This window comes from Enterovibrio baiacu (assembly GCF_004120195.1).
Taxonomy (GTDB): domain Bacteria; phylum Pseudomonadota; class Gammaproteobacteria; order Enterobacterales; family Vibrionaceae; genus Enterovibrio; species Enterovibrio baiacui.
Map to the genome: position 1 here is coordinate 169,157 of NZ_SCHN01000014.1, position 20,277 is coordinate 189,433.

The following is a 20,277-nucleotide window of genomic DNA, read 5'->3' on the forward strand; positions in this document are numbered from 1 at the left end:
TCACTGCCTTTCATCTGTAAGTAAACGAAAGCCCCGCAATATGCGGGGCTTTCACTATTCTTGAGTGCAACGCAGTCAACGTAAACTCACCAATAGGTATCTCGACGCTTGGCGCGTGCAATAACGTTTCTCGGCATTTTGTCTTCAAGTGCACGACGGAGCATGGCGACTTTTTGGTGTGTTGAGCGATCCGCTGTGATGGTGTGATAAAGCCAACGATACGCATCCTCATAGTCGAGTGGACTGCCATAATCGTTCACAAGAAGCTCTGCCAGTTGCAACCTCGCACGTGTATTGCCAAGTGACGCGGCTTCACGTAAGTAGGGAATTGCACGTTCTTTATCTTGCTGAACCAAGGTGCCACGCGTGTAATAACGCCCAAGCTGTTCGAGTGCAGCCGGTAAGCCTTGCTGCGCAGCAAGCTGCATGTAATAAACACCTTGCTCGACATCACGGTCAACACACACGCCCCACGCCAACATGTCGCCATAGAGAAATTGATACGATGGCGATTCAACGCGAATAGCACGCGCTTCGATATCTTGCAGAAGCTGACATTCATCTGCTTTCACTTTCTGCAGGTGGCTGTTGGTTTCAAACAGACGGAGTAATTGCGAATCTTCATATACAGGCAATGCAGGCCCTATCTCTGCTTTGGCGGCAGAGCTGGCAAACATGAGTGATATAAATAAGGTTCGCAGTTTCATGCATTCCCACTTTGTGAAAGTCAGTAAGTTCGATATGAGTCGTCTTGCCTAATTTGTATCGGCACCCCAAGGATGAACTTTACCTTTTTTCTGGTGAATATTTCCCAAGAGGATCTTCACTGAGTATAGAGGGCTTTGGATAAAAAAAAACCAGCCACTTGGGCTGGTTTTTTTCAAATTCGAACCGATTAAGACGCGAAAGGATGCACCTTAATGATGGTCTCGTTACGATCTGGGCCAGTTGAAATGATGTCAATTGGCACACCCGTCAGCTCTTCGATACGTGCAATGTAATCAAGTGCTGCTTGTGGCAGTTCTTCAATTGATTTCGCACCGAAGGTCTTCTCGCTCCAACCAGGAACAGTTTCGTAGATTGGTGTGACGTTTTCGTACGCATCAGCAGCCATTGGAGAAACGTCGAGAACCGTACCATCAGCCAACTGGTAACCAGTACAGATCTTGATTTCTTCCAAGCCGTCCATCACGTCCATCTTGGTCAAGCAGAAGCCTGAGATAGAGTTGATTTGAACTGCACGGCGCATTGCCACGGCATCAAACCAACCAGTACGGCGAAGACGACCAGTCGTCGCGCCAAACTCGTGACCAACAGTACCCAGGTGTTTACCCACTGGATCTTGCTTCTCTAGGCCATCATACAGCTCAGTCGGGAAAGGACCTGAACCTACACGGGTGCAGTATGCTTTTGCGATACCTAGGATGTAACCTAGGTGACGTGGACCAAAACCAGAACCTGCAGCTACACCACCAGCGGTTGTGTTAGAAGACGTTACATATGGGTAGGTACCGTGGTCGATGTCCAGAAGTGTGCCTTGTGCACCTTCGAACATGATCTTGTCGCCACGCTTACGCGCGTCGTCAAGCTCTTGAGTCACGTCGATAACCATGCTGGTTAGTACGTCTGCTTGTTCCATGATCTTCGCAAGCGTGTCTTCGTAGCTAACTGGCTCAGCTTTGTAGAAGTGCTCTAACTGGAAGTTATGGAATGCCATCACTTCTTTAAGCTTCTCAGCAAATGCTTCTTTGTCGAAAAGGTCGCCAACGCGTAGACCGCGACGAGCAACTTTATCTTCGTAAGCAGGACCAATACCACGACCCGTAGTACCGATAGCTTTCTTACCACGAGCTGCTTCACGCGCAACATCAAGAGCGATGTGGTATGGAAGAATTAGTGGACAAGCTTCTGACAGGAACAGACGTTCACGAACTGGAATACCACGATCTTCGAGGCCGCCCATTTCTTTCATCAATGCGTCAGGAGACAGAACAACACCGTTACCGATGATGCACTTAACGTTGTTACGAAGAATGCCAGAAGGAATCAAATGCAGAACGGTTTTTTCACCGTCGATAACGAGAGTGTGACCCGCATTGTGACCGCCTTGGTAGCGAACCACGTAATTTGCGTCTTCAGTTAAAAGATCGACGATCTTACCCTTACCTTCGTCACCCCATTGAGTGCCGAGAACGACTACGTTATTACTCATCTTTTCCAGTCAGTTGCTGATTAAAACGGGATTCTAGCACCTTCATTTAAACGTTGCAGTCATTTTTTAACCGTCGTCGCGATGCTGAATACCAAGCCGTCACAAACTTTTTCTCTTTTCATTTACTTAGACGGCCACATCATATATGCGATAACCGCGCCAGCGACGACTAAACACCCACCAATGCGTCGTAACGTAGCATCAGGTAACTGACTCATCTCACTCACCATATTGCGCCATTTGTTCGGAATGAGCATAGGACCCAAGCCTTCGACCACCAGCACCAAACCCAGCGCCAGTATGATTTCCTTTCCCATTTCACACCTCAATAAACGGATAAAAAAAAGACAAGGCGCGAAGGCCTTGTCTTTCTATAACGCGACTAAGAATCTTAGTTAACGTTAAGGTTTGGTTCTTTCATGTAGCGGAAGAAATCACTGTTTGGATCCACAACCATGATGTCGCCTTTGTTGTTAAAGCTCTTCTCATACGCTTGTAGTGAACGTAGGAAGTTATAGAACTCAGGCTCTTGGTTGAACGAATCTGCGTAGATCCTCGCAACTTCTGCATCAGCTTCACCGCGCGTTACACGTGCAGTTTTTTCTGATTCAGCCAGCACTGTTGCCACTTCAAGTTCCGCTTGAGCACGAATAACTTCGGCTTTCTCGCGACCTTGAGAGCGGTGACGACGTGCAACAGTTTCACGCTCTGCACGCATACGTGCGTAGATAGAACCACTGATTTCGTCAGGCAGGTTGATCTTCTTAATACGAAGGTCAATCACTTCAATACCGATATCAGCCGCACTTTCTTGCGCTTCTGCGAGTACGTCAGCCATGACTTGCTCACGCTTCTCAGACACAATCTCTTTGATCGTTTTCGAACCGATTTCAGCACGAAGACCATCGGCTACTTTACGTTGCAATAACGCTTCAGCAGTCAGTCGGTTACCACCGCCAGTTGACAGGTAGTACTGACCAAAATCTTTAATACGCCATTTAACGTAAGAATCGATGATCACGTCTTTTTTCTCAGACGTTACGAAACGATCTGATTGGTCATCCATGGTTTGGATACGTGCATCAAGTAGTTGCACGCGGTCAAACAACGGCACTTTGAATTGCAGACCAGGATTGTAAATACGTGCCAAGTCATCGTCCGTTTTCAGTACTCGACCAAAACGGATCACAATGCCTTTCTCGCCTTCATCGACGACAAACACAGACATCAAACCAACCACGATCGAAACGATGATGAGAGGGATTAATAGTTTACGCATAATTAATATCTCCCCTGACGATTCGTTTGGCGAGGTGAAGACGTACCAGGTGCAACGGTGGTGTTTTCAAGTTCAATGCCGTAATCAGACGCATTGTTATCAACATTTGTGCGTTGCTGTTGTGATTGATTCATGAGTTTATCTAAAGGCAAGTAAAGCAAGTTGCTGCTGCCTTCTTTAGAATCGATCAACACTTTACTGGTGTTGCCAAACACATTCTCCATCGTTTCTAGGTAGAGACGGTTTCGGGTAACTTCTGGAGCCGCTTGATACTCAGGCAGGAGTTTGTTGAACTGAGCAACGTCACCTTCTGCTTCGTTAACAATCTTCTCTTTGTAACCCAATGCTTCTTTCTTCAGACGCTCAGCACGACCTTTTGCTTTTGGCAAAATGTCATTGCGGTACGCTTCTGCTTCACGTGTGAAACGCTCTTCATCTTCTCGTGCTGCGATAGCATCATCAAATGCGTCTTTCACTTGCTCAGGAGGACGCGCAGTGTCGAAGTTGACGTCAACAACCAAAAGGCCCATGTCGTAACGATCGATAATACGGTTGATTTCAACCTGAGTGCGTTCACGGATTTGTTGACGACCCGTGGTCAGGATTTCATCCATCACGGCATCACCAATCACCGCACGCAAAGCAGAATCAGTAGCTTGACGCAAACTGTCATCTGCGTTGGTGACTGAATACAAATACTTCTGCGGATCAGCGACACGGTATTGCACGTCCATTTCAACGCGAACAACGTTTTCATCTTTGGTTAGCATGTCACCTGAACCACGTAGAGAGCGAATCGCTTCAACGTTGACAGTGGTGACTTCATCAATGAAGTTTGGTTTCCAGTTAAGACCGGGTTGTACGACACGGTCGTACTCACCAAAACGCAGCACGACACCACGCTCTGCTTCACCGATGGTGTAAAAACCTGATACACCCCAAATGATCACACCCACAACGGCAATTGCGCCCAAACCAGCAGCACTGCCGCCACCAAAAGACGGCCCTTTGCCGCCAAACAGGCCACTTAGCTTACGACTAAGCTTGCCAAACACCTCGTCGAGGTCCGGCGGTCCTTGGTCACGACCTCCGCGATTACCCCACGGATCTTTGTCCTGACCGCCATTGTTTCCTGGCTCATTCCACGCCATTAGAGCACTCCATCAGTATGATATGACGATAGTTTTTATACTGTAACAGTCTGTTCAGTAACGATAAAGTTACCGAGATCACTGTCTTCCCGTTTTTTTAGCCTCATCCAATCAGTCTGAGGTAACCGCACATCGACTAGCAAACTTCCGTCCGGCTCGTATTCTTCGTGCAAAATGCATCGCAACTGACAGAATTTACTGTGCATTCTGCCAATGGCTGCGGGTGGAATACGTAAGCGATAGCTTACCATAGTCCCCGCGAGCCTCTCGGTCAGTGCCTCAAAAAGAAGATCTATACCCCGATCTGCAAGTGCCGACACCCAAACAATACGGGGAACACCTTCTTCATCACGCTCAATGCGCGGTGAAGTATCTTCCATATTGTCGATCTTGTTCATCACGAGCAAGGTTGGGACGTCACCCGCATCGATCTCTTCCAAAACAACGTTGACGGCGTCAATGTTTTCTCTGAAACGATCATCGCTGGCATCGATCACATGCAACAACAGTGTTGCTTCTTGTGTCTCTTTTAGCGTTGCTTTAAAGGCTGCAACCAAGTCGTGAGGCAAATGACGAATGAATCCCACCGTGTCAGCAAGAATCGTGTCACCAACATCTTCCACCTCAATTTTACGAAGCGTCGGGTCAAGTGTCGCAAACAATTGGTCTGCAGCATAAACGCCAGCTTCAGTAATACGGTTAAAGAGGGTTGATTTGCCAGCATTGGTGTAGCCCACCAATGACACGGTCGGAATTTCTGCACGGTTACGTGCTCGACGCCCCTGCTCGCGCTGTTTGGCTACCTTATCAAGTCTACGCAATATCGCTTTAACGCGATCACGTAATAGGCGTCTATCGGTTTCGAGCTGGCTTTCACCAGGACCACGTAAACCAATTCCCCCTTTTTGACGTTCAAGGTGCGTCCAGCCACGAATGAGTCGCGTGGAAAGATGTCGAAGCTGAGCAAGCTCAACTTGTAACTTACCTTCGTGCGTTCGCGCTCGTTGAGCAAAGATATCGAGGATCAAACCCGTTCGATCAAGCACTCGGCACTGAACCAAACGTTCTAAGTTACGTTCCTGTGCAGGTGTTAACGAATGATTAAATATGACGATTTCAGCCCCGAGCATTCGGACTGCGTCTGCGATTTCGAGGGCTTTACCTTCACCAACAAAGTACTTGGAATGCGGGGTCTGACGGCTGCCTGTTACAGTTTGCAGCTTGGTCACCCCCGCAGACGATACCAGCATTTCAAATTCGCTGAGATCTTCCCATTCACCTTCTTGAGTGAAGTTGATATGAACTAAAACAGCCTGTTCACCGGCTTCGTAACGGTCAAACAAGCGATCAACTCCTTACCAAAGGATTGTTACTCCTCAGTTTTTTCTTGCGGACGATCGTTCGGAGAACGCTCGTTAGTATTATTGTGATGATGATTTACTGGGCGAGCAGGTACGACTGTAGAGATCGCATGTTTGTAAACCATTTGATTCACGGTGTTTTTCAGCAGGATCACGAACTGGTCAAATGACTCAATCTGGCCCTGAAGCTTGATACCGTTAACGAGGTAGATAGATACCGGTACACGCTCGCGACGCAGTGCATTCAGAAATGGGTCTTGTAGAGATTGCCCCTTAGCCATTTTTAATTTTCCTTATTGGTTTGTAGTTGTATTTCGCAACAAAAAAGATCAACAACGTCGCTTACAACAATCAAAGTATACCCTGCTCAAACTGCGATCAGGTCAAACACTTTGTGACTGTTTGTAACGATAGCGTAGCGTTGTCGCTATCAAGCCACGTCAAATCATCCCAGCTTCTCAGCCAAGTAATCTGACGTTTGGCTAACTGACGGGTGGCACACACTCCACGATAAACAGCATCATCTAACGAGCCGCTACCCGACAAATAATCCCACATCTGACGGTAACCTACGCAGCGAATCGACGGCATGTCTGCATGCAGATCGCCGCGTTCAAATAGCGCACGCACCTCCTTCTCAAACCCTGCTTCCATCATTTTCTGGAAACGAAGCTCGATCCGGCGATGTAGTTCTCCCCTTTCCTTGGGGGCTATAGCAAATTGGTGAACCTCGTATGGCAACGGGTCACCTTTGGTTTGGGTTAACTCAGTCAGAGTTTTACCCGAAATACGAAAAACTTCCAGCGCTCTCGACAATCGCTGCGGATCATTAGGATGAATCCTCGCACCTGATACAGGATCGATACGACAGAGTTCATCATGCAGCGCTTGCCATCCGTGAGCTTGGGCTTCCTGCTCAATAGTAGCTCGGATCACCGGATCCGCGGCTGGCAAAGGTGATAAGCCTTCCAATAATGCTTTGAAGTAAAGCATCGTACCACCAACCAAAACCGGAATTCTCCCTTTTGCGACAATCTCTTGCATTTCTCGCAGGGCGTCTTCACGAAAATCAGCCGCCGAGTAAGCTTCTGATGGGTCGCGAATATCAATAAGGCGGTGCGGCGCAAGTGCCAATTCTTCCGCCGTTGGTTTCGCGGTACCGATGTTCATGTCTCGATAGATCAGCGCGCTGTCGACACTGATGATCTCTACCGGGAACTGCTGTCTCAGTGCGATCGCCAAATCCGTTTTACCGGATGCCGTTGGCCCCATTAAAAAAACCGCTTTAGGCAGCGTATTACTCATGTTCGAATGCTTCTATTGCGGTTGCCACGTCGACCGGACGCAACAACGTTGAATAATGCTCTGCCAGTTCTCCCTGCCAGCAATGTTCTAGTTCAGTGATTAAGGTCACTGCTTGTGATAAGCCATAGGCATCACTTTTCTGCGTCGCTTTTCTTGCAAGCCAATTAGCCAGACTATCTGGGGATAGCGAGGTTTGACTGTCTGTTTGCTGCGACAAAAAGCCGAATAGTTCAGGGATCAGTGATTGCAGGTTGTGCTTACGCAATGGTTGGCACACCGCCATCACCATCATCTGGCTGGCTGATTTTTGACGGAGTACAATACCAAATCGTTGTAATAATTGATCATATTCCGACATGACCGCCATCTCTTCAGGCGATGCAGGGATAGCTTGTGGGATCAACAAAGGCTGTGCTTTCAGGCCCGGTGCGCTCATGCCCACACGCATTTGTCCCAATGCATGCAAATGGCTTGCGACGTCCAAATCTAATAACGCGATTCCCTCTGCGCGCTGCAATAGCAGATAACGGGAAGCGACAATCGTGAGTGCTTTACCAAGGCCACCATCGGTATGACCCACAGAGACAGCGTTCAATGACATGGCAGCAGGCGCTTCTGCAACCTTATTTTGAACGGGCATGTCAGGGGTTTGCATCAACGCCTCGTAAGCACGTTGTGTCGCTTTCGAAGGCGCTGATGGTTTCTCAGGCATGGAAGCACGTCCACTGCCTTGGGAAGAAAATGCACTCGACTGGCGGCCACCGTTAGACTCAGAGGATGGACGCCACGCAGCGCGTTCACCCTGGCCACCTGTTGCGCCAGCGTACGACCCCGAAGAAGAACGCGCACTGGGTGCGGACGATACGGTTTTTGGCGCGGATGCCATCGACTCAGCAAACACATCTTCAGCCACAACCCCTTCGCTCTCTTCCTCTTGTGCCTCTCCACCCGCATAGGCGGTTTGCACTGGCTCGATGACGTTGTCGTTTTCCTCAAAATCCAGCGAAGGGGCGTGCTCTGCCATCACTTGTTGCAACGCATCAGACACGGCTTGGTATATGAAGTCATGCACCAAACGGGCTTGATGGAAACGCACTTCGTGCTTCGCAGGATGCACATTCACATCCACTTGATGCGGATCGATGTCGATATACAGCACGTAGGCCGCAAACTGATCAGGCTTGAGCGTGGCTTCATAACCTTGTCGAATCGCATGGTTAATCAGCCTGTCTTTCATCATGCGTTGGTTAACAAAGCAATGCTGAATGTCATTTTGAGCGCGTGCACCTTCTGGCGTACAAATCCAACCGTGCAGCGATAACCCTTGGTGCTCCAAGCTCACCTGCGCGGCGGTTCTTACAAATTGTGGCCCACACACAGCTGCTAATCGACGCTCACGTTGGGCATCGTTTTCCGCGATGCGGTATTGGCGCACAATGGTGCCATTGTGACGGAGCGTAATGGCGACATCGAATCGGCTTAGCGCAATGCGCTTAAGTAATTCATCAATGTGACCAAATTCTGTTTTGTCAGTACGAAGGAATTTTCGGCGAGCGGGCGTATTAAAAAACAAATCCACCACTTCTACCGTGGTGCCGACAGGGTGTGCCGCAGGCTTGATTTGCACCGACATGTCACGGCCTTCGGCGTGTGCTGACCATGCCTCGGTTTGCGCTTCCGTGCGAGAAGTCAGTGTAAGTCGGGAAACCGAACTAATACTGGCGAGCGCTTCGCCACGAAAACCAAGGCTAACAATGGCTTCAAGATCGTCAAGGCAGGCAATTTTCGAGGTGGCATGACGGCTCAAGGCGAGTTCTAACTCGCCCTTGTCGATGCCGCATCCATTGTCACGGATGCGAATCAATTTGCTGCCGCCTTTTTCAATATCGACGTCAATACGCGTGGCACCCGCATCGATACTGTTTTCCACCAGCTCTTTCACCACAGACGCCGGTCTTTCAACCACCTCGCCCGCGGCAATTTGGTTCGCTAACCTTGCCGGTAATATCTGAATTGCCATTGGTTAGCTCCCGGGGATAATCAACGTCTGACCGATCGCCAATTCGTCTGAACGCAGCTTGTTGGCTCTTCGGATACTTTCTACCGAGATACCGTAATTGCTGGCAATCTTACCCAGATACTCGCCACGTTTCACTTTGTGCTTCGTATCTTTGGGCTTTATACCCACAATCTTTAGCTTTTGACCCACAGCCAATTCATCTTTACGCAATTTGTTCGCTTTGCGGATGCTCGACACAGTCACGCCATAGTTCGCCGCAATCTTCCCAAGGTATTCTCCTCGGGCAACAGTATGCGTTCGTGTCACCGTGGATGAAGGACGGCTGTTCGAGGCGCTACTCGATGACGAACTGGCACTGGAAGACTGACTTCCCGACGACGCATTCGAGGCAAGGGATTTCACGTTCACGTCGGGCACAGTTAACACCTGACCTACACGTAACCCGCTCGATTTTAAACCATTCGCCGCTTTAATCGCGGAGACTGAACTGCCGTATTTTTTCGCAATCACAGACAAAGATTGCCCCGATGTGACCTTATGTTTGATGCCGTTTTTGCGCGCGGCCATCAAGGTGCCATCCGGCGGGAAATCTTCGAAATACGCCAACACGCCTTTAAACACAGCATTGGCAATTTTTTGCTGATGGTTAGAACTCAGCAGCAGAGTTTCTTCTTGTGGGTTAGTGATAAAGCCCGCTTCCACCAGCAATGAAGGAATGTCAGGCGATTTCAATACAGCAAGGCTTGCATGCTCAGGGCTTGATTTGTGCAGCTTCGTCACGCGTCCCATTTCTTTCAGGACACGCACCGCCACGTCATAGCCTTCTTTTTGCGAATTACTGAACTGCAAATCCAGCACGGCGCGGCTGAGATATTCATCTTCGTTATCATCGAGAAGTGCACCACCGCCGAGAAGGTTCGACTGTTCTTCATGCTTCTCAATCCATCGACCGATTTCACTGTTCGCACGACGACGGGATAATACCCACACCGATGCGCCGCGTGGCTGCGGTTTGTGGAAACCATCCGCGTGAACAGACACCAACAAATGCGCGCCATGTTTACGCGCAATTTCAGAGCGTTTGTTAAGGTCGAGGAAGTAGTCACCGTTTCGCGTCATAACCGCTTTCATGCCAGGCACGGCATTAATTTTTGCGGCCAGGCGACGAGAAATAGACAAGGTGACGTGTTTTTCGTATTTACGACGAGGGCCTATTGCGCCAGGGTCATTGCCACCGTGACCGGGGTCGATGGCGATAATGATGTCATCCGTACCAAAGGGCAGCGCCGCTTGAGCTTCTGTTGGCTCAGACTTCTTTGGCTTTGCAACCTTCTTTGGCATTTTGTGCGGCAAATCGATCACAAGACGGTGACCGTATTCGCCACCAGGCTTCAGGGCAAAGATGCGCGGCGTGCTTTGGTCTTTAAGTTCAAAGACCAGACGGTAGGTGCCTTTACTTGGCGGGTTACTTTTTCGAACACGGCTCAAAATCTTGCTGTTTTGAACACCCATCGGCAAGTTTGCAGTGACAGATGTCCCATTCAGATCGATGACAAGACGATTCGGTTTGGTCAACGTAAAATAAGAAAACTCTGGCGTTTCCGCCATGTCCATAACAACGCGTGTTTCCTCAGGTGCAGGCCAAACACGCACGTTTTCTAGCGTATTTGCCCATGCCGTGGCCATCATTCCTAGCCAACACAGTAGACCTACCAGCATTCCCCGCCAATGCATACCGTTAATTCCACTCCATTTTTTCAATCAAGGCATTGCCCGCCACGGTATTGGCTTTCACCTGTACCGTTCGCTGCTCACCGTCATATTTTAATGTGATATCAAGATCTGGCTCAGGCAACAGGCCTACACCTTTCTCCGGCCATTCCACCAAACAGAGTGCATCCGGCGTGAAATAGTCACGGATCCCCATGAATTCCAGCTCTTCAGGATCGGCAAGGCGATATAAATCAAAATGATAAACCTGCCACGTCGCTAACTGATAAGGCTCTACCAAAGTATACGTCGGACTCTTTACTTTGCCCGAATGACCTAAGGATTGAATGAAGCCACGAGAAAACGTGGTTTTCCCGGCACCAAGATCGCCGTGCAGGTAAATGGTGGTTTGCGCAGAACACGCCGCTGCAATTGCGGCACCAAACGCCACCGTCGCTTGCTCATCGGCAAGCTCAGTGTTGAAAATCTCTGTCATGTTTCTCACTGCTTTGTTGTCTGGGAGTCATTTCGCTCACAGATCGACATTTATGCCAACTTCTTTCCCAGCAAAGGAAGCAGGTCACTGGCAACCAGGCCTCGCTCTCCAAACTGTTTCACGGCAATGTCCGCCGCATGACTGTGCAGGAAAGTTCCGAAAATTGCTGCACGATCAATGTGTTTTGTTTGAGAAATGAAGGCCGCAATAGTACCCGCCAAGACATCTCCCATCCCTCCGGACGCCATTCCGGAGTTACCCGCATCTATTACGGTGAAAACGCTGCCATCATAAACGATTGTGCCCGCACCTTTAAGCACGACGACACCGCCATATCGGCTCTGTAACTCTTTGACGGCAGAAAATCGATCCCGTTCAATCGAACTGATGCTGATCCCCAATAATTTTGCCGCTTCTCCAGGATGCGGCGTCAGTACCCAATTGGCATAGCGTCGAGGATACTGACGCAGGAAGTGCAGTGCATCGGCATCAAGTACCATGGGTAAATGCGTGGCGAGTGCGCCGTCGAACAACTGCCGCGCCCATGACGAGTGTCCAAGACCTGGTCCAATCGCAATGACATCAGCCCACGTCAGTATGTTGTCGAGAACATCCGCTCCGTCACTGCGCTTCCACTGTCGAGTCATCAGTTCAGGTTGACGCGCAAGTATCGCAGGCATATTGGCTTCTGCGGTTAATAGCGATACCACCCCCGCACCAGAGCGTAACGCAGATTGGCCGCAGAGTAATATGGCTCCGCCCATGCCCTGTTGACCCCCAATGCACATGACGCGCCCCAAACTGCCTTTGTGCGATGTTCTCTTGCGTTGAGGTTCAATGGCGTTTGCACGATGTTTACCGAGTCGCGTCACCGCTGAAGGGAAGGCCGCTTCAAATGCCGAATCAATGCCTAAGCCGTCAAACACCGCATCGCCAACATGATCTCGCGCTTTTCCCGTGAACATGCCCTGTTTCAACGCCACAAAGCTGATGGTCACATCGGCTTCAATGGCACAACCGAACACACACCCTGTGTTTGCACACAGGCCCGACGGAATATCGACCGCCAAGCACGGCGCATCTGTCGCGTTCATCGCTTGGATCACGCAGGCATAATCACCTCGGATGCGGCGGTTCAATCCCGTCCCGAATAAAGCATCCACCATCAAATCAGGGGGATCACGAAGATCAAGCGACATGGAAATAGCGCCCCCCGCTTTCTCAAAGGCATCTCTTGCGGTAGCGGCATCTCCCATCAAAGAGCGAGGCTCAACCAAAGAATGAAGTTGCACAAGCAAACCGTCTTCCAACGCAAGGCGACCAATCACATACCCGTCGCCCGCGTTATTGCCGCTGCCACAGCAAATAAGCACCGTTTTTGCCGTCGGCCAATATTGACGTAAGCATTGATACGCAGCCGCACCCGCTCGCTCCATCAAGGTGTACATATCAACGCCAAGATCCTCAGCGATCTTTCGTTCTCCGTCTCTTACTTGATCCGATCGGTAAAGCGAGTGTGGTAAACTGGCAACCATCTGATGTCATCCATGTTTTGTTGTTCTGATCTTATGTCTAATTCTCGATCTTCATCGTCGATCAATCTTAACCAACTCGCTGAAAATATCAGGCTATGGGGCCGTGAACTAGGTTTTCAGCATATTGGTATTGCTGATATTGATCTTCGTCAGCATGAAGCGCAGCTACAGCGCTGGCTAGATGCTGGCTATCATGGCGACATGGATTGGATGGCACGTCATGGCATGATGCGCGCACGCCCTCAAGAGCTCGTTGAAGGAACGATCCGTGTGATCAGCGCCAGAATGGACTACCTCCCACCCGATGCAGGTTTCGCAAAGACGCTGGATGACCCAACCCTCGCCTACATTAGCCGATACGCACTTGGCCGTGATTACCATAAATTGATCCGTAACCGGCTTAAAAAGTTGGGAGAGCGCATCGAGCAGGAAGTCGGCCAGTTTGGCTATCGCCCTTTTGTTGATTCCGCACCGGTTCTTGAGCGCCCATTGGCAGAGAAAGCCGGTTTGGGCTGGACGGGTAAACATTCGCTTTTGCTGAATGAAGGCACAGGCTCCTGGTTTTTCTTAGGCGAGCTACTGATAGATTTGCCGTTACCTGTCGATGAAGCCAAAGAAAATCAATGCGGTAAGTGTGTTGCCTGCATGACATCTTGCCCCACCAACGCCATTGTCGCAGAAGGTGTGGTCGATGCCAGGCGCTGTATTTCTTACCTCACCATAGAGCTCGATGGCGCAATTCCTGTGGCGTTTCGTCAAGCCATCGGCAATCGTATCTATGGGTGTGATGATTGCCAACTTGTTTGCCCCTATAACCGAGAAGCTGAACTCACGCTGGAGCCAGATTTCCACGGTAGGGCATCTCTGGTTCAACAACCTTTGACGACGCTTTTTACTTGGGATGAAAAGACATTTTTAAAAGAAACGGAAGGCTCGGCTATTCGCCGTATAGGGCACGAAAAATGGCGCAGGAACCTCTCTGTTGCAATGGGCAATGCGCCTTATAACGAAGAGATCATAGATCTTTTACAAGCAGCAAAAGGATTCTCTGCTATGCTTGATGAGCATCTTGACTGGGCGATAGAACAGCAGCTTTCTCGTCGACAGGATGCATCAATTGATGTGCTTCCAGCTTCCACAAAGCGGTTAGTACGAATTGTTCAAAAAGGCTTACCGAGGGATGCATGAATAATGCAAATATTGACGGAATTAGCATTTTTCGGCCAAGCATCAATCAAAAATAAGACACAGATTCACTTCTGCTGCGCAATGTGGAAAACATTTTCAGTACGGCATCATTCGATGCACATCAATAAAGTTAAACACATACTGTGAATAAACTCAGTCGACATTCATAAATAGTGAATAAGCTGGGGATAATAAAGCAAGATTTTTAACTAACACCCCTTCAAACCCAGGTATCACAAGGGTTTAAAAGAAAAACTTATCCAACGCTTCATTTTTCAGCTGATCAGCACCTAATCACAATCACCCTGTAAATTAGGCCTTTAAATAGTTTAATCAACGACGTTACCCACAAGGATAGCGATGTGGATAACTCTGTTGAGAAACACGATAAAATGGTGCTCAAGCGCTAGATAACTAACGAAAGTCAGTGGATAGTTCAGATTTTTATAGGCTAGATCCAGCCTGAGGTTCATGCTTCACAGCATTATTGACAACGACTCGCTGTACCCTGCGTTCAACTGGTACATGATCTGCGTAGTGTTGGTGCTTACAGAAGATAGTCTGTAAGAAATTTGGAGCGACACACGAGGTTCGAACTCGTGACCTCAACCTTGGCAAGGTTGCGCTCTACCAGCTGAGCTAGTGTCGCATTGAGCATCCGATGACATCGGACATTTTTCTATGCCTCATGAAGAAGAGACACTGTTTCTCTCGAGGAGAAGAATTTGGAGCGACACACGAGGTTCGAACTCGTGACCTCAACCTTGGCAAGGTTGCGCTCTACCAGCTGAGCTAGTGTCGCAGAGCATTCGATAAATCGAATCTTTTTACATTGAGTAGCAAGGTTACTTGCGTCTCGACTTCCGACGAATCGAAAGGTGTTTCTCCGAAGAGAAAAATTTGGAGCGACACACGAGGTTCGAACTCGTGACCTCAACCTTGGCAAGGTTGCGCTCTACCAGCTGAGCTAGTGTCGCAGAGCATTCGATAAATCGAACGTTTTACATTGAGCAGCAAGGTTACTTGCGTCTCGACTTCCGACGAATCGAAAGGTGTTTCTCCGAAGAGAAGAATTTGGAGCGACACACGAGGTTCGAACTCGTGACCTCAACCTTGGCAAGGTTGCGCTCTACCAGCTGAGCTAGTGTCGCAGAGCATTCGATAAATCGAGCTTTTTACATTGAGATGCAAGGTTACTTGCGCCTCGACTTCCGACGAATCGAAAGGTGTTTCTCCGAAGAGAAGAATTTGGAGCGACACACGAGGTTCGAACTCGTGACCTCAACCTTGGCAAGGTTGCGCTCTACCAGCTGAGCTAGTGTCGCATGGATCAATGACGATCGTCACATGATCATATTTATATCGCGATTTACAGGCCTTCTGCAACCGCGCTTCGACGAATCGAAATTTGCTTTCTCTCAAAGAGAAATTGGAGCGACACACGAGGTTCGAACTCGTGACCTCAACCTTGGCAAGGTTGCGCTCTACCAGCTGAGCTAGTGTCGCTTTGACGTGAGACGTTTGTCTCTGTCAGGGCTGCGAATTATACGAAGAAAAATCGGCGATGCAAGCCTCTAAACTTAAAAAATTAGATTTTTCTTCGTATCGTTTATTTTCGCATCAGATCGTGAAGATCGTTGAACGGTAGAATTTCAATTCTTCGATCGATTCACGGATATCATCCAGTGCAAGGTGAGTACCTTGTTTGTGGAATCCATTGAGGAGGTCTGGTTGCCAGCGACGCACCAATTCTTTGATTGTGCTGACATCAACCGTTCTGTAGTGGAAGAAACGTTCCAAATCAGACATGTGCTGATACAAGAAACGACGGTCTTGGCCGACGCTGTTACCGCAAATTGGGGAAACACCCGCAGGCACCCACTGCTGCAAAAACGCGATGGTTTCTTTGATCGCTTGATCTTCCGTCACCGTGCTAGCTTTCACACGGTCCACCAGCCCACTACCAGTGTGCGTATTGGTACACCAATCGTCCATTTTCGCTAATTCATCGTCTGATTGATGAATTGCAAGAACTGGCCCTTCAGCTAACACATTAAGTTCAGCATCTGTCACGATGGTCGCAATCTCAATGATTTTATGAACTTGAGGGTCAAGTCCGGTCATTTCGAGATCAATCCAGATTAAATTCTTATCGCTGAAAGACATCCAATTTGCCTATTTTACAAGTAAACCATGTATCATACTTAGCCTGACATGAAAGCCAACTAAACTAGCGACATTCTCGTGGCAAAAAAGAAAAAGCTCACAAAAGGCCAAATTCGCCGAGTACGGACAAACCAAAAGAAACGTGTTGATCAACAGCAAGAGGGCGTCCAATGGGATGAATCTCTGCTCGAGTCCGCCCGTGAAGGGGTCGTTATTACCCGTTTTGGACAACATGCCGACATTGAAGATCTTCAAACGAATGTGATTCACCGTTGTAATCTTCGCCGTTCAATTGAAAGCTTGGTGACTGGTGATACCGTTGTCTGGCGTCCTGGTGTAGAAACACTGCAAGGCATTGCTGGCGTTGTGGAAGGTGTCCACGAACGTCGTTCAGTGCTGACGCGCCCTGATTACTATGACGGTGTAAAACCAGTCGCGGCTAACATTGATCAAGTCGTGATCGTTTCCGCGATATTACCCGAATTATCTACCAACATTATAGACCGTTACCTGATCGCGACAGAACAGGTCGATTTCAAGCCACTTATCGTCATTAATAAGATAGACCTCCTTGACGCGAATGGCCTTGAAACTGTCAAAAATACCCTCGCCATTTACACGCAGATTGGCTACGACGTCATGATGGTCAGCCAAAAGACAGGCGAAGGTATGGTTGAATTGAAACAGCGTCTTTCAGAAGGCACCAGCATTTTCGTTGGCCAATCTGGCGTCGGAAAATCGAGCCTAGTCAATGCCCTACTGCCTGACGTTAACGCTGAAACGTGTGAAGTTTCTGAAAACTCAGGGCTTGGCCAACACACCACGACCACGGCAAGACTCTATCACTTCCCCGATGGTGGTGATTTGATTGATAGCCCTGGGGTGCGTGAATTTGGTTTATGGCACCTTGAGCTAGACCATGTCACCTATGGCTTCAAAGAGTTCCGCGATTACCTTGGCGGCTGTAAGTTCCGCGATTGCAAACATGGGGATGATCCCGGCTGTATGCTTCGCGAAGCCGTTAGTGAAGGGAAGATCAGTCAAACACGCTTTGATAGCTACCACAAAATCATCGAAAGCATGTCTGAGATGAAGGCAAACCGTCAGTTCTCACGCGACAAAGAGAACTGATAGACACCTTTTCGCACACCTCTGGTTAGCGGCCTGTTAATTTTGTAAACTGTGCCGCTAATTGAATTCTGGCCTTTGAAATTTCGAGGGCAATCTACGAGTTAGGAAAATCACCGTGTCTAACGATTTAAAGATTGGCCTGCAGTACTGCATGCCGAAACATCTCCTCACCCGCCTAATGGGTAAATTGGCAGCCGCAAAAGCGGGCTTTCTGACAACCACAGTTATCAAATGGTTTGTTCGCCAATACAAGGTCGAGATGAGCGAAGCGAAGAATCCAGATCCGGCGAGCTACCCGACGTTTAATGACTTTTTCGTTCGTGAGTTAAAAGAAGGCGCACGCCCACTTAACGACGATGCGAATGTGATCAGCCACCCTGCTGACGCATGTGTAAGCCAAGCCGGTCCTATTGAGCATGGTCGTTTGATCCAAGCAAAAGGTCACACCTATGATGCGTGTGAACTACTTGGCGGTGACGCACAGCTAGCGGAAGAATTTGCTGATGGTGACTTTGCAACCCTGTACCTATCACCACGCGACTATCACCGTGTTCACATGCCGTGTGACGGCACACTGCGTCAAATGATCTACGTGCCGGGCGATCTGTTCTCTGTAAACCCATTGACCGCTGAAAACGTGCCAAACCTGTTTGCACGTAATGAGCGCGTTGTGTGTATTTTTGATACGGCGTTTGGTCCACTGGCACAAGTGCTGGTTGGCGCAACCATCGTAGGCAGCATCGAAACCACGTGGGCAGGCACCATCACGCCACCAACAGGTCAAAGCATCCGTCGTTGGGATTACCCTGCAGAAGGCGATCAAGCGGTCACCATCAACAAAGGTGAAGAAATGGGTCGCTTCAAGTTGGGCTCGACCGTGATTAACCTGTTCCCGAAAGGCGCAATTCAGTTCGATGACAGCATCACGCCAGGCGCAGTGACTCGTATGGGTGAAGCGTATGCTCACCAAGCTGCCGCCACCAAGCCGACCCAAGACGAAGATCAAAGCGAAACGCAAACCGCGTAAAGCAAATTCTGAATCTGCGACGAAAAGGGCATTATTGCCCTTTTTTTGTACGTAAACCTTATCCAAGAACAGAGAAATCCTGTCGACGCACCGTAAGCTATAAACCGTACATTTGCCTTCCAACACAATGAATTTCAGCTCGAATTCGTTGGATGATACGCAGTTTATTCTTAACGGACGGTGACAAATCTATGCCAAGACTTTCTCGTGCCGATGGCATTAAGTTTCTACTCGCATTTGGTATTCCCCTCGGCGTGTTGATGATGCCCATCGATTGGATTCCCATCGACAACCTAACCATTATTCAACACCGCTTACTGGCCATCTTCCTCTTGGCTGCCTTGCTTTGGGTACTTGAACCCGTCCCCGTGTTTGCAACATCCATTCTGATCATCGCCCTCGAACTCATCATGATCTCTGACAAAGGATTACGCTGGTTTCGAGAAGCCCAACCCGGCCATGAGATCGGCGAACTCATCAAGTACACAGACATATTCAGTGCGTTTTCCTCACCGATTATCATTCTGTTTATGGGGGGCTTTGCCCTCGCCATCGCCGCATCAAAATACGAATTGGATAACAACCTCGCACGCGTCCTACTCAAGCCTTTTGGTACCAAGCCAAAAGCCATCATGTTGGGCTTGATGCTGATCACTGCTGTGTTTTCCATGTTCATGTCGAACACCGCCACCACTGTCATGATGCTGGCTTTGCTTGCGCCGATTGTGGCGTCTGTCCCTAAAGGCGACATCGGTGTAAAAGCCCTGGTTTTGTGTATCCCGATTGCGGCGAACACAGGGGGTATCGCCACGCCGATAGGTACGCCACCCAATGCCATAGCTCTGCAATATTTGACGGGTGAAAACGCCATTAGCTTCTTAGATTGGATGATGATGGGCTTACCTTTTGTCATTGTTCAGTTGTCATTTGCATGGTGGTTACTGCAAAAACTCTTCCCTGCCCAACAAGAGGAAATGACCCTCAAACTAGACGGCAAATTCCAACGCAACTGGCGTGCTTACACTGTGTATGCCACCTTTGCGGTAACCATTTTGCTTTGGATGACCACCAGCCTTCATGGCATGAACACCTACGTGGTGTCGATTGTACCTCTCGCGGTCTTTACGCTGACGGGCATCATGGGCAAAGAAGAGCTAAAACTCATTAACTGGGACGTGCTATGGCTAGTGGCCGGTGGTATTGCCATTGGTTTGGCGCTCGATAAAACGGGGCTCGCTGAAGCACTTGCACACGCGGTGGATTACGACACCCTCTCGCCTGTTGCTGTCGTGCTCACCTTGTCGCTGATTTGTTGGGTGATGGCAAACTTCATGTCGAACACTGCCACCGCCAACTTGCTCATGCCTATTGCTGCCGCTGTCGCGACGTCAATGGAAAGTCTCTCAGCCGTCGGCGGCATTCAAGGCCTGCTGGTTGTTGTCGCGTTCTCCGCGTCTCTGGGTATGATTTTGCCGGTATCGACACCGCCTAACAGCCTTGCCTATTCGACAGGCCTCATCGAAAGCCGCGATATGGCGAAGGTCGGTATCATCGTAGGTGTCGTTGGTTTAGCCATGGTTTATGCTGCCATGTTAATTCTGACGTAATCCTCGCCTGACGGTTTAACGGGGAAAGGTCTGAAGGCCTTTCCCCGCTTCTCATCTCCATATACACTCGCGCTCTTTTCCGAATTATT

General features: G+C 49.2%; 17 protein-coding genes and 6 tRNA genes. 4 read left to right on the forward strand and 19 right to left on the reverse strand.

The genetic code is table 11. The annotated features are described in order from the left end of the window. Positions 1-86: 86 nt before the first annotated feature. The 12 genes from motX to EQP46_RS16465 all read right to left on the reverse strand — a co-directional run bounded on the left by motX (position 87) and on the right by EQP46_RS16465 (position 13,069). On the reverse strand, positions 87-707 hold the full coding sequence (motX, locus tag EQP46_RS16410; protein WP_129494671.1) for a flagellar protein MotX: 621 nt from the start codon (positions 705-707) through the stop codon (positions 87-89). 188 nt (positions 708-895) lie between these two features. Further along, positions 896-2,212 (reverse strand): adenylosuccinate synthase, encoded by a 1,317-nt coding sequence (locus tag EQP46_RS16415; protein ID WP_129494672.1) that lies wholly within the window; start codon positions 2,210-2,212, stop codon positions 896-898. Positions 2,213-2,334: 122 nt separating this feature from the next. Beyond that, a complete protein-coding gene (locus EQP46_RS16420) occupies positions 2,335-2,529 on the reverse strand; it encodes a DUF2065 domain-containing protein (RefSeq protein ID WP_129494673.1) in 195 nt (64 codons plus the stop codon). Between the two features lie 74 nt (positions 2,530-2,603). Then, positions 2,604-3,491, reverse strand: coding sequence for a protease modulator HflC (gene hflC, locus EQP46_RS16425; protein WP_129494674.1), 888 nt, complete (start codon positions 3,489-3,491; stop codon positions 2,604-2,606). A gap of 2 nt (positions 3,492-3,493) precedes the next feature. Continuing rightward, entirely contained in the window at positions 3,494-4,642 is a 1,149-nt protein-coding gene (hflK, locus tag EQP46_RS16430) for an FtsH protease activity modulator HflK (protein WP_129494675.1), read from the reverse strand. A gap of 35 nt (positions 4,643-4,677) precedes the next feature. Further along, the gene (hflX, locus tag EQP46_RS16435; protein WP_129494676.1) at positions 4,678-5,985 is read right to left on the reverse strand and encodes a ribosome rescue GTPase HflX; all 1,308 of its coding nucleotides are present in this window, start codon (positions 5,983-5,985) and stop codon (positions 4,678-4,680) included. A 26-nt stretch (positions 5,986-6,011) separates the two neighbouring features. Further along, on the reverse strand, positions 6,012-6,284 hold the full coding sequence (gene hfq / locus EQP46_RS16440) for an RNA chaperone Hfq (RefSeq protein ID WP_017008739.1): 273 nt from the start codon (positions 6,282-6,284) through the stop codon (positions 6,012-6,014). A gap of 97 nt (positions 6,285-6,381) precedes the next feature. Then, on the reverse strand, positions 6,382-7,308 hold the full coding sequence (gene miaA / locus EQP46_RS16445) for a tRNA (adenosine(37)-N6)-dimethylallyltransferase MiaA (protein ID WP_129494677.1): 927 nt from the start codon (positions 7,306-7,308) through the stop codon (positions 6,382-6,384). Continuing rightward, positions 7,301-9,328 (reverse strand): DNA mismatch repair endonuclease MutL, encoded by a 2,028-nt coding sequence (mutL, locus tag EQP46_RS16450; RefSeq protein ID WP_129494678.1) that lies wholly within the window; start codon positions 9,326-9,328, stop codon positions 7,301-7,303. The genes miaA and mutL overlap by 8 nt, the downstream gene beginning before the upstream one ends. 3 nt (positions 9,329-9,331) lie before the next feature. Continuing rightward, the gene (locus EQP46_RS16455) at positions 9,332-11,014 is read right to left on the reverse strand and encodes an N-acetylmuramoyl-L-alanine amidase (protein WP_129494701.1); all 1,683 of its coding nucleotides are present in this window, start codon (positions 11,012-11,014) and stop codon (positions 9,332-9,334) included. 52 nt (positions 11,015-11,066) lie between these two features. After that, positions 11,067-11,534: a tRNA (adenosine(37)-N6)-threonylcarbamoyltransferase complex ATPase subunit type 1 TsaE gene (gene tsaE, locus EQP46_RS16460; protein WP_129494679.1), complete on the reverse strand. Its 468-nt coding sequence runs from the start codon at positions 11,532-11,534 to the stop codon at positions 11,067-11,069. Positions 11,535-11,584: 50 nt separating this feature from the next. Beyond that, entirely contained in the window at positions 11,585-13,069 is a 1,485-nt protein-coding gene (locus tag EQP46_RS16465) for an NAD(P)H-hydrate dehydratase (protein ID WP_129494680.1), read from the reverse strand. Between the two features lie 60 nt (positions 13,070-13,129). Here EQP46_RS16465 and queG point away from each other — a divergent pair, with 60 nt between their 5' ends. After that, entirely contained in the window at positions 13,130-14,257 is a 1,128-nt protein-coding gene (gene queG, locus EQP46_RS16470) for a tRNA epoxyqueuosine(34) reductase QueG (RefSeq protein ID WP_161972870.1), read from the forward strand. Between the two features lie 573 nt (positions 14,258-14,830). Here the strand turns inward: queG and EQP46_RS16475 are convergent. The 7 genes from EQP46_RS16475 to orn form a co-directional block, all read right to left on the reverse strand. Next, positions 14,831-14,906: transfer RNA gene (locus tag EQP46_RS16475), tRNA-Gly, on the reverse strand. Between the two features lie 77 nt (positions 14,907-14,983). Further along, positions 14,984-15,059 (reverse strand) — tRNA-Gly (locus EQP46_RS16480). Between the two features lie 99 nt (positions 15,060-15,158). Then, positions 15,159-15,234: transfer RNA gene (locus tag EQP46_RS16485), tRNA-Gly, on the reverse strand. A gap of 98 nt (positions 15,235-15,332) precedes the next feature. Next, a tRNA-Gly gene (locus EQP46_RS16490) sits at positions 15,333-15,408 on the reverse strand. Between the two features lie 98 nt (positions 15,409-15,506). Then, a tRNA-Gly gene (locus EQP46_RS16495) sits at positions 15,507-15,582 on the reverse strand. A gap of 105 nt (positions 15,583-15,687) precedes the next feature. Beyond that, a tRNA-Gly gene (locus tag EQP46_RS16500) sits at positions 15,688-15,763 on the reverse strand. A gap of 114 nt (positions 15,764-15,877) precedes the next feature. Next, positions 15,878-16,423: an oligoribonuclease gene (gene orn, locus EQP46_RS16505; protein WP_129494681.1), complete on the reverse strand. Its 546-nt coding sequence runs from the start codon at positions 16,421-16,423 to the stop codon at positions 15,878-15,880. Positions 16,424-16,501: 78 nt separating this feature from the next. Between orn and rsgA the strand changes: the two genes are divergently transcribed. The 3 genes from rsgA to EQP46_RS16520 all read left to right on the forward strand — a co-directional run bounded on the left by rsgA (position 16,502) and on the right by EQP46_RS16520 (position 20,188). Further along, a complete protein-coding gene (gene rsgA / locus EQP46_RS16510) occupies positions 16,502-17,554 on the forward strand; it encodes a small ribosomal subunit biogenesis GTPase RsgA (RefSeq protein WP_129494682.1) in 1,053 nt (350 codons plus the stop codon). Between the two features lie 115 nt (positions 17,555-17,669). Continuing rightward, positions 17,670-18,581 (forward strand): archaetidylserine decarboxylase, encoded by a 912-nt coding sequence (gene asd / locus EQP46_RS16515; RefSeq protein ID WP_129494683.1) that lies wholly within the window; start codon positions 17,670-17,672, stop codon positions 18,579-18,581. Between the two features lie 191 nt (positions 18,582-18,772). Next, complete coding sequence (locus tag EQP46_RS16520) at positions 18,773-20,188, forward strand: SLC13 family permease (protein ID WP_102392471.1); 1,416 nt, start codon at positions 18,773-18,775, stop codon at positions 20,186-20,188. Positions 20,189-20,277 lie beyond the last annotated feature (89 nt).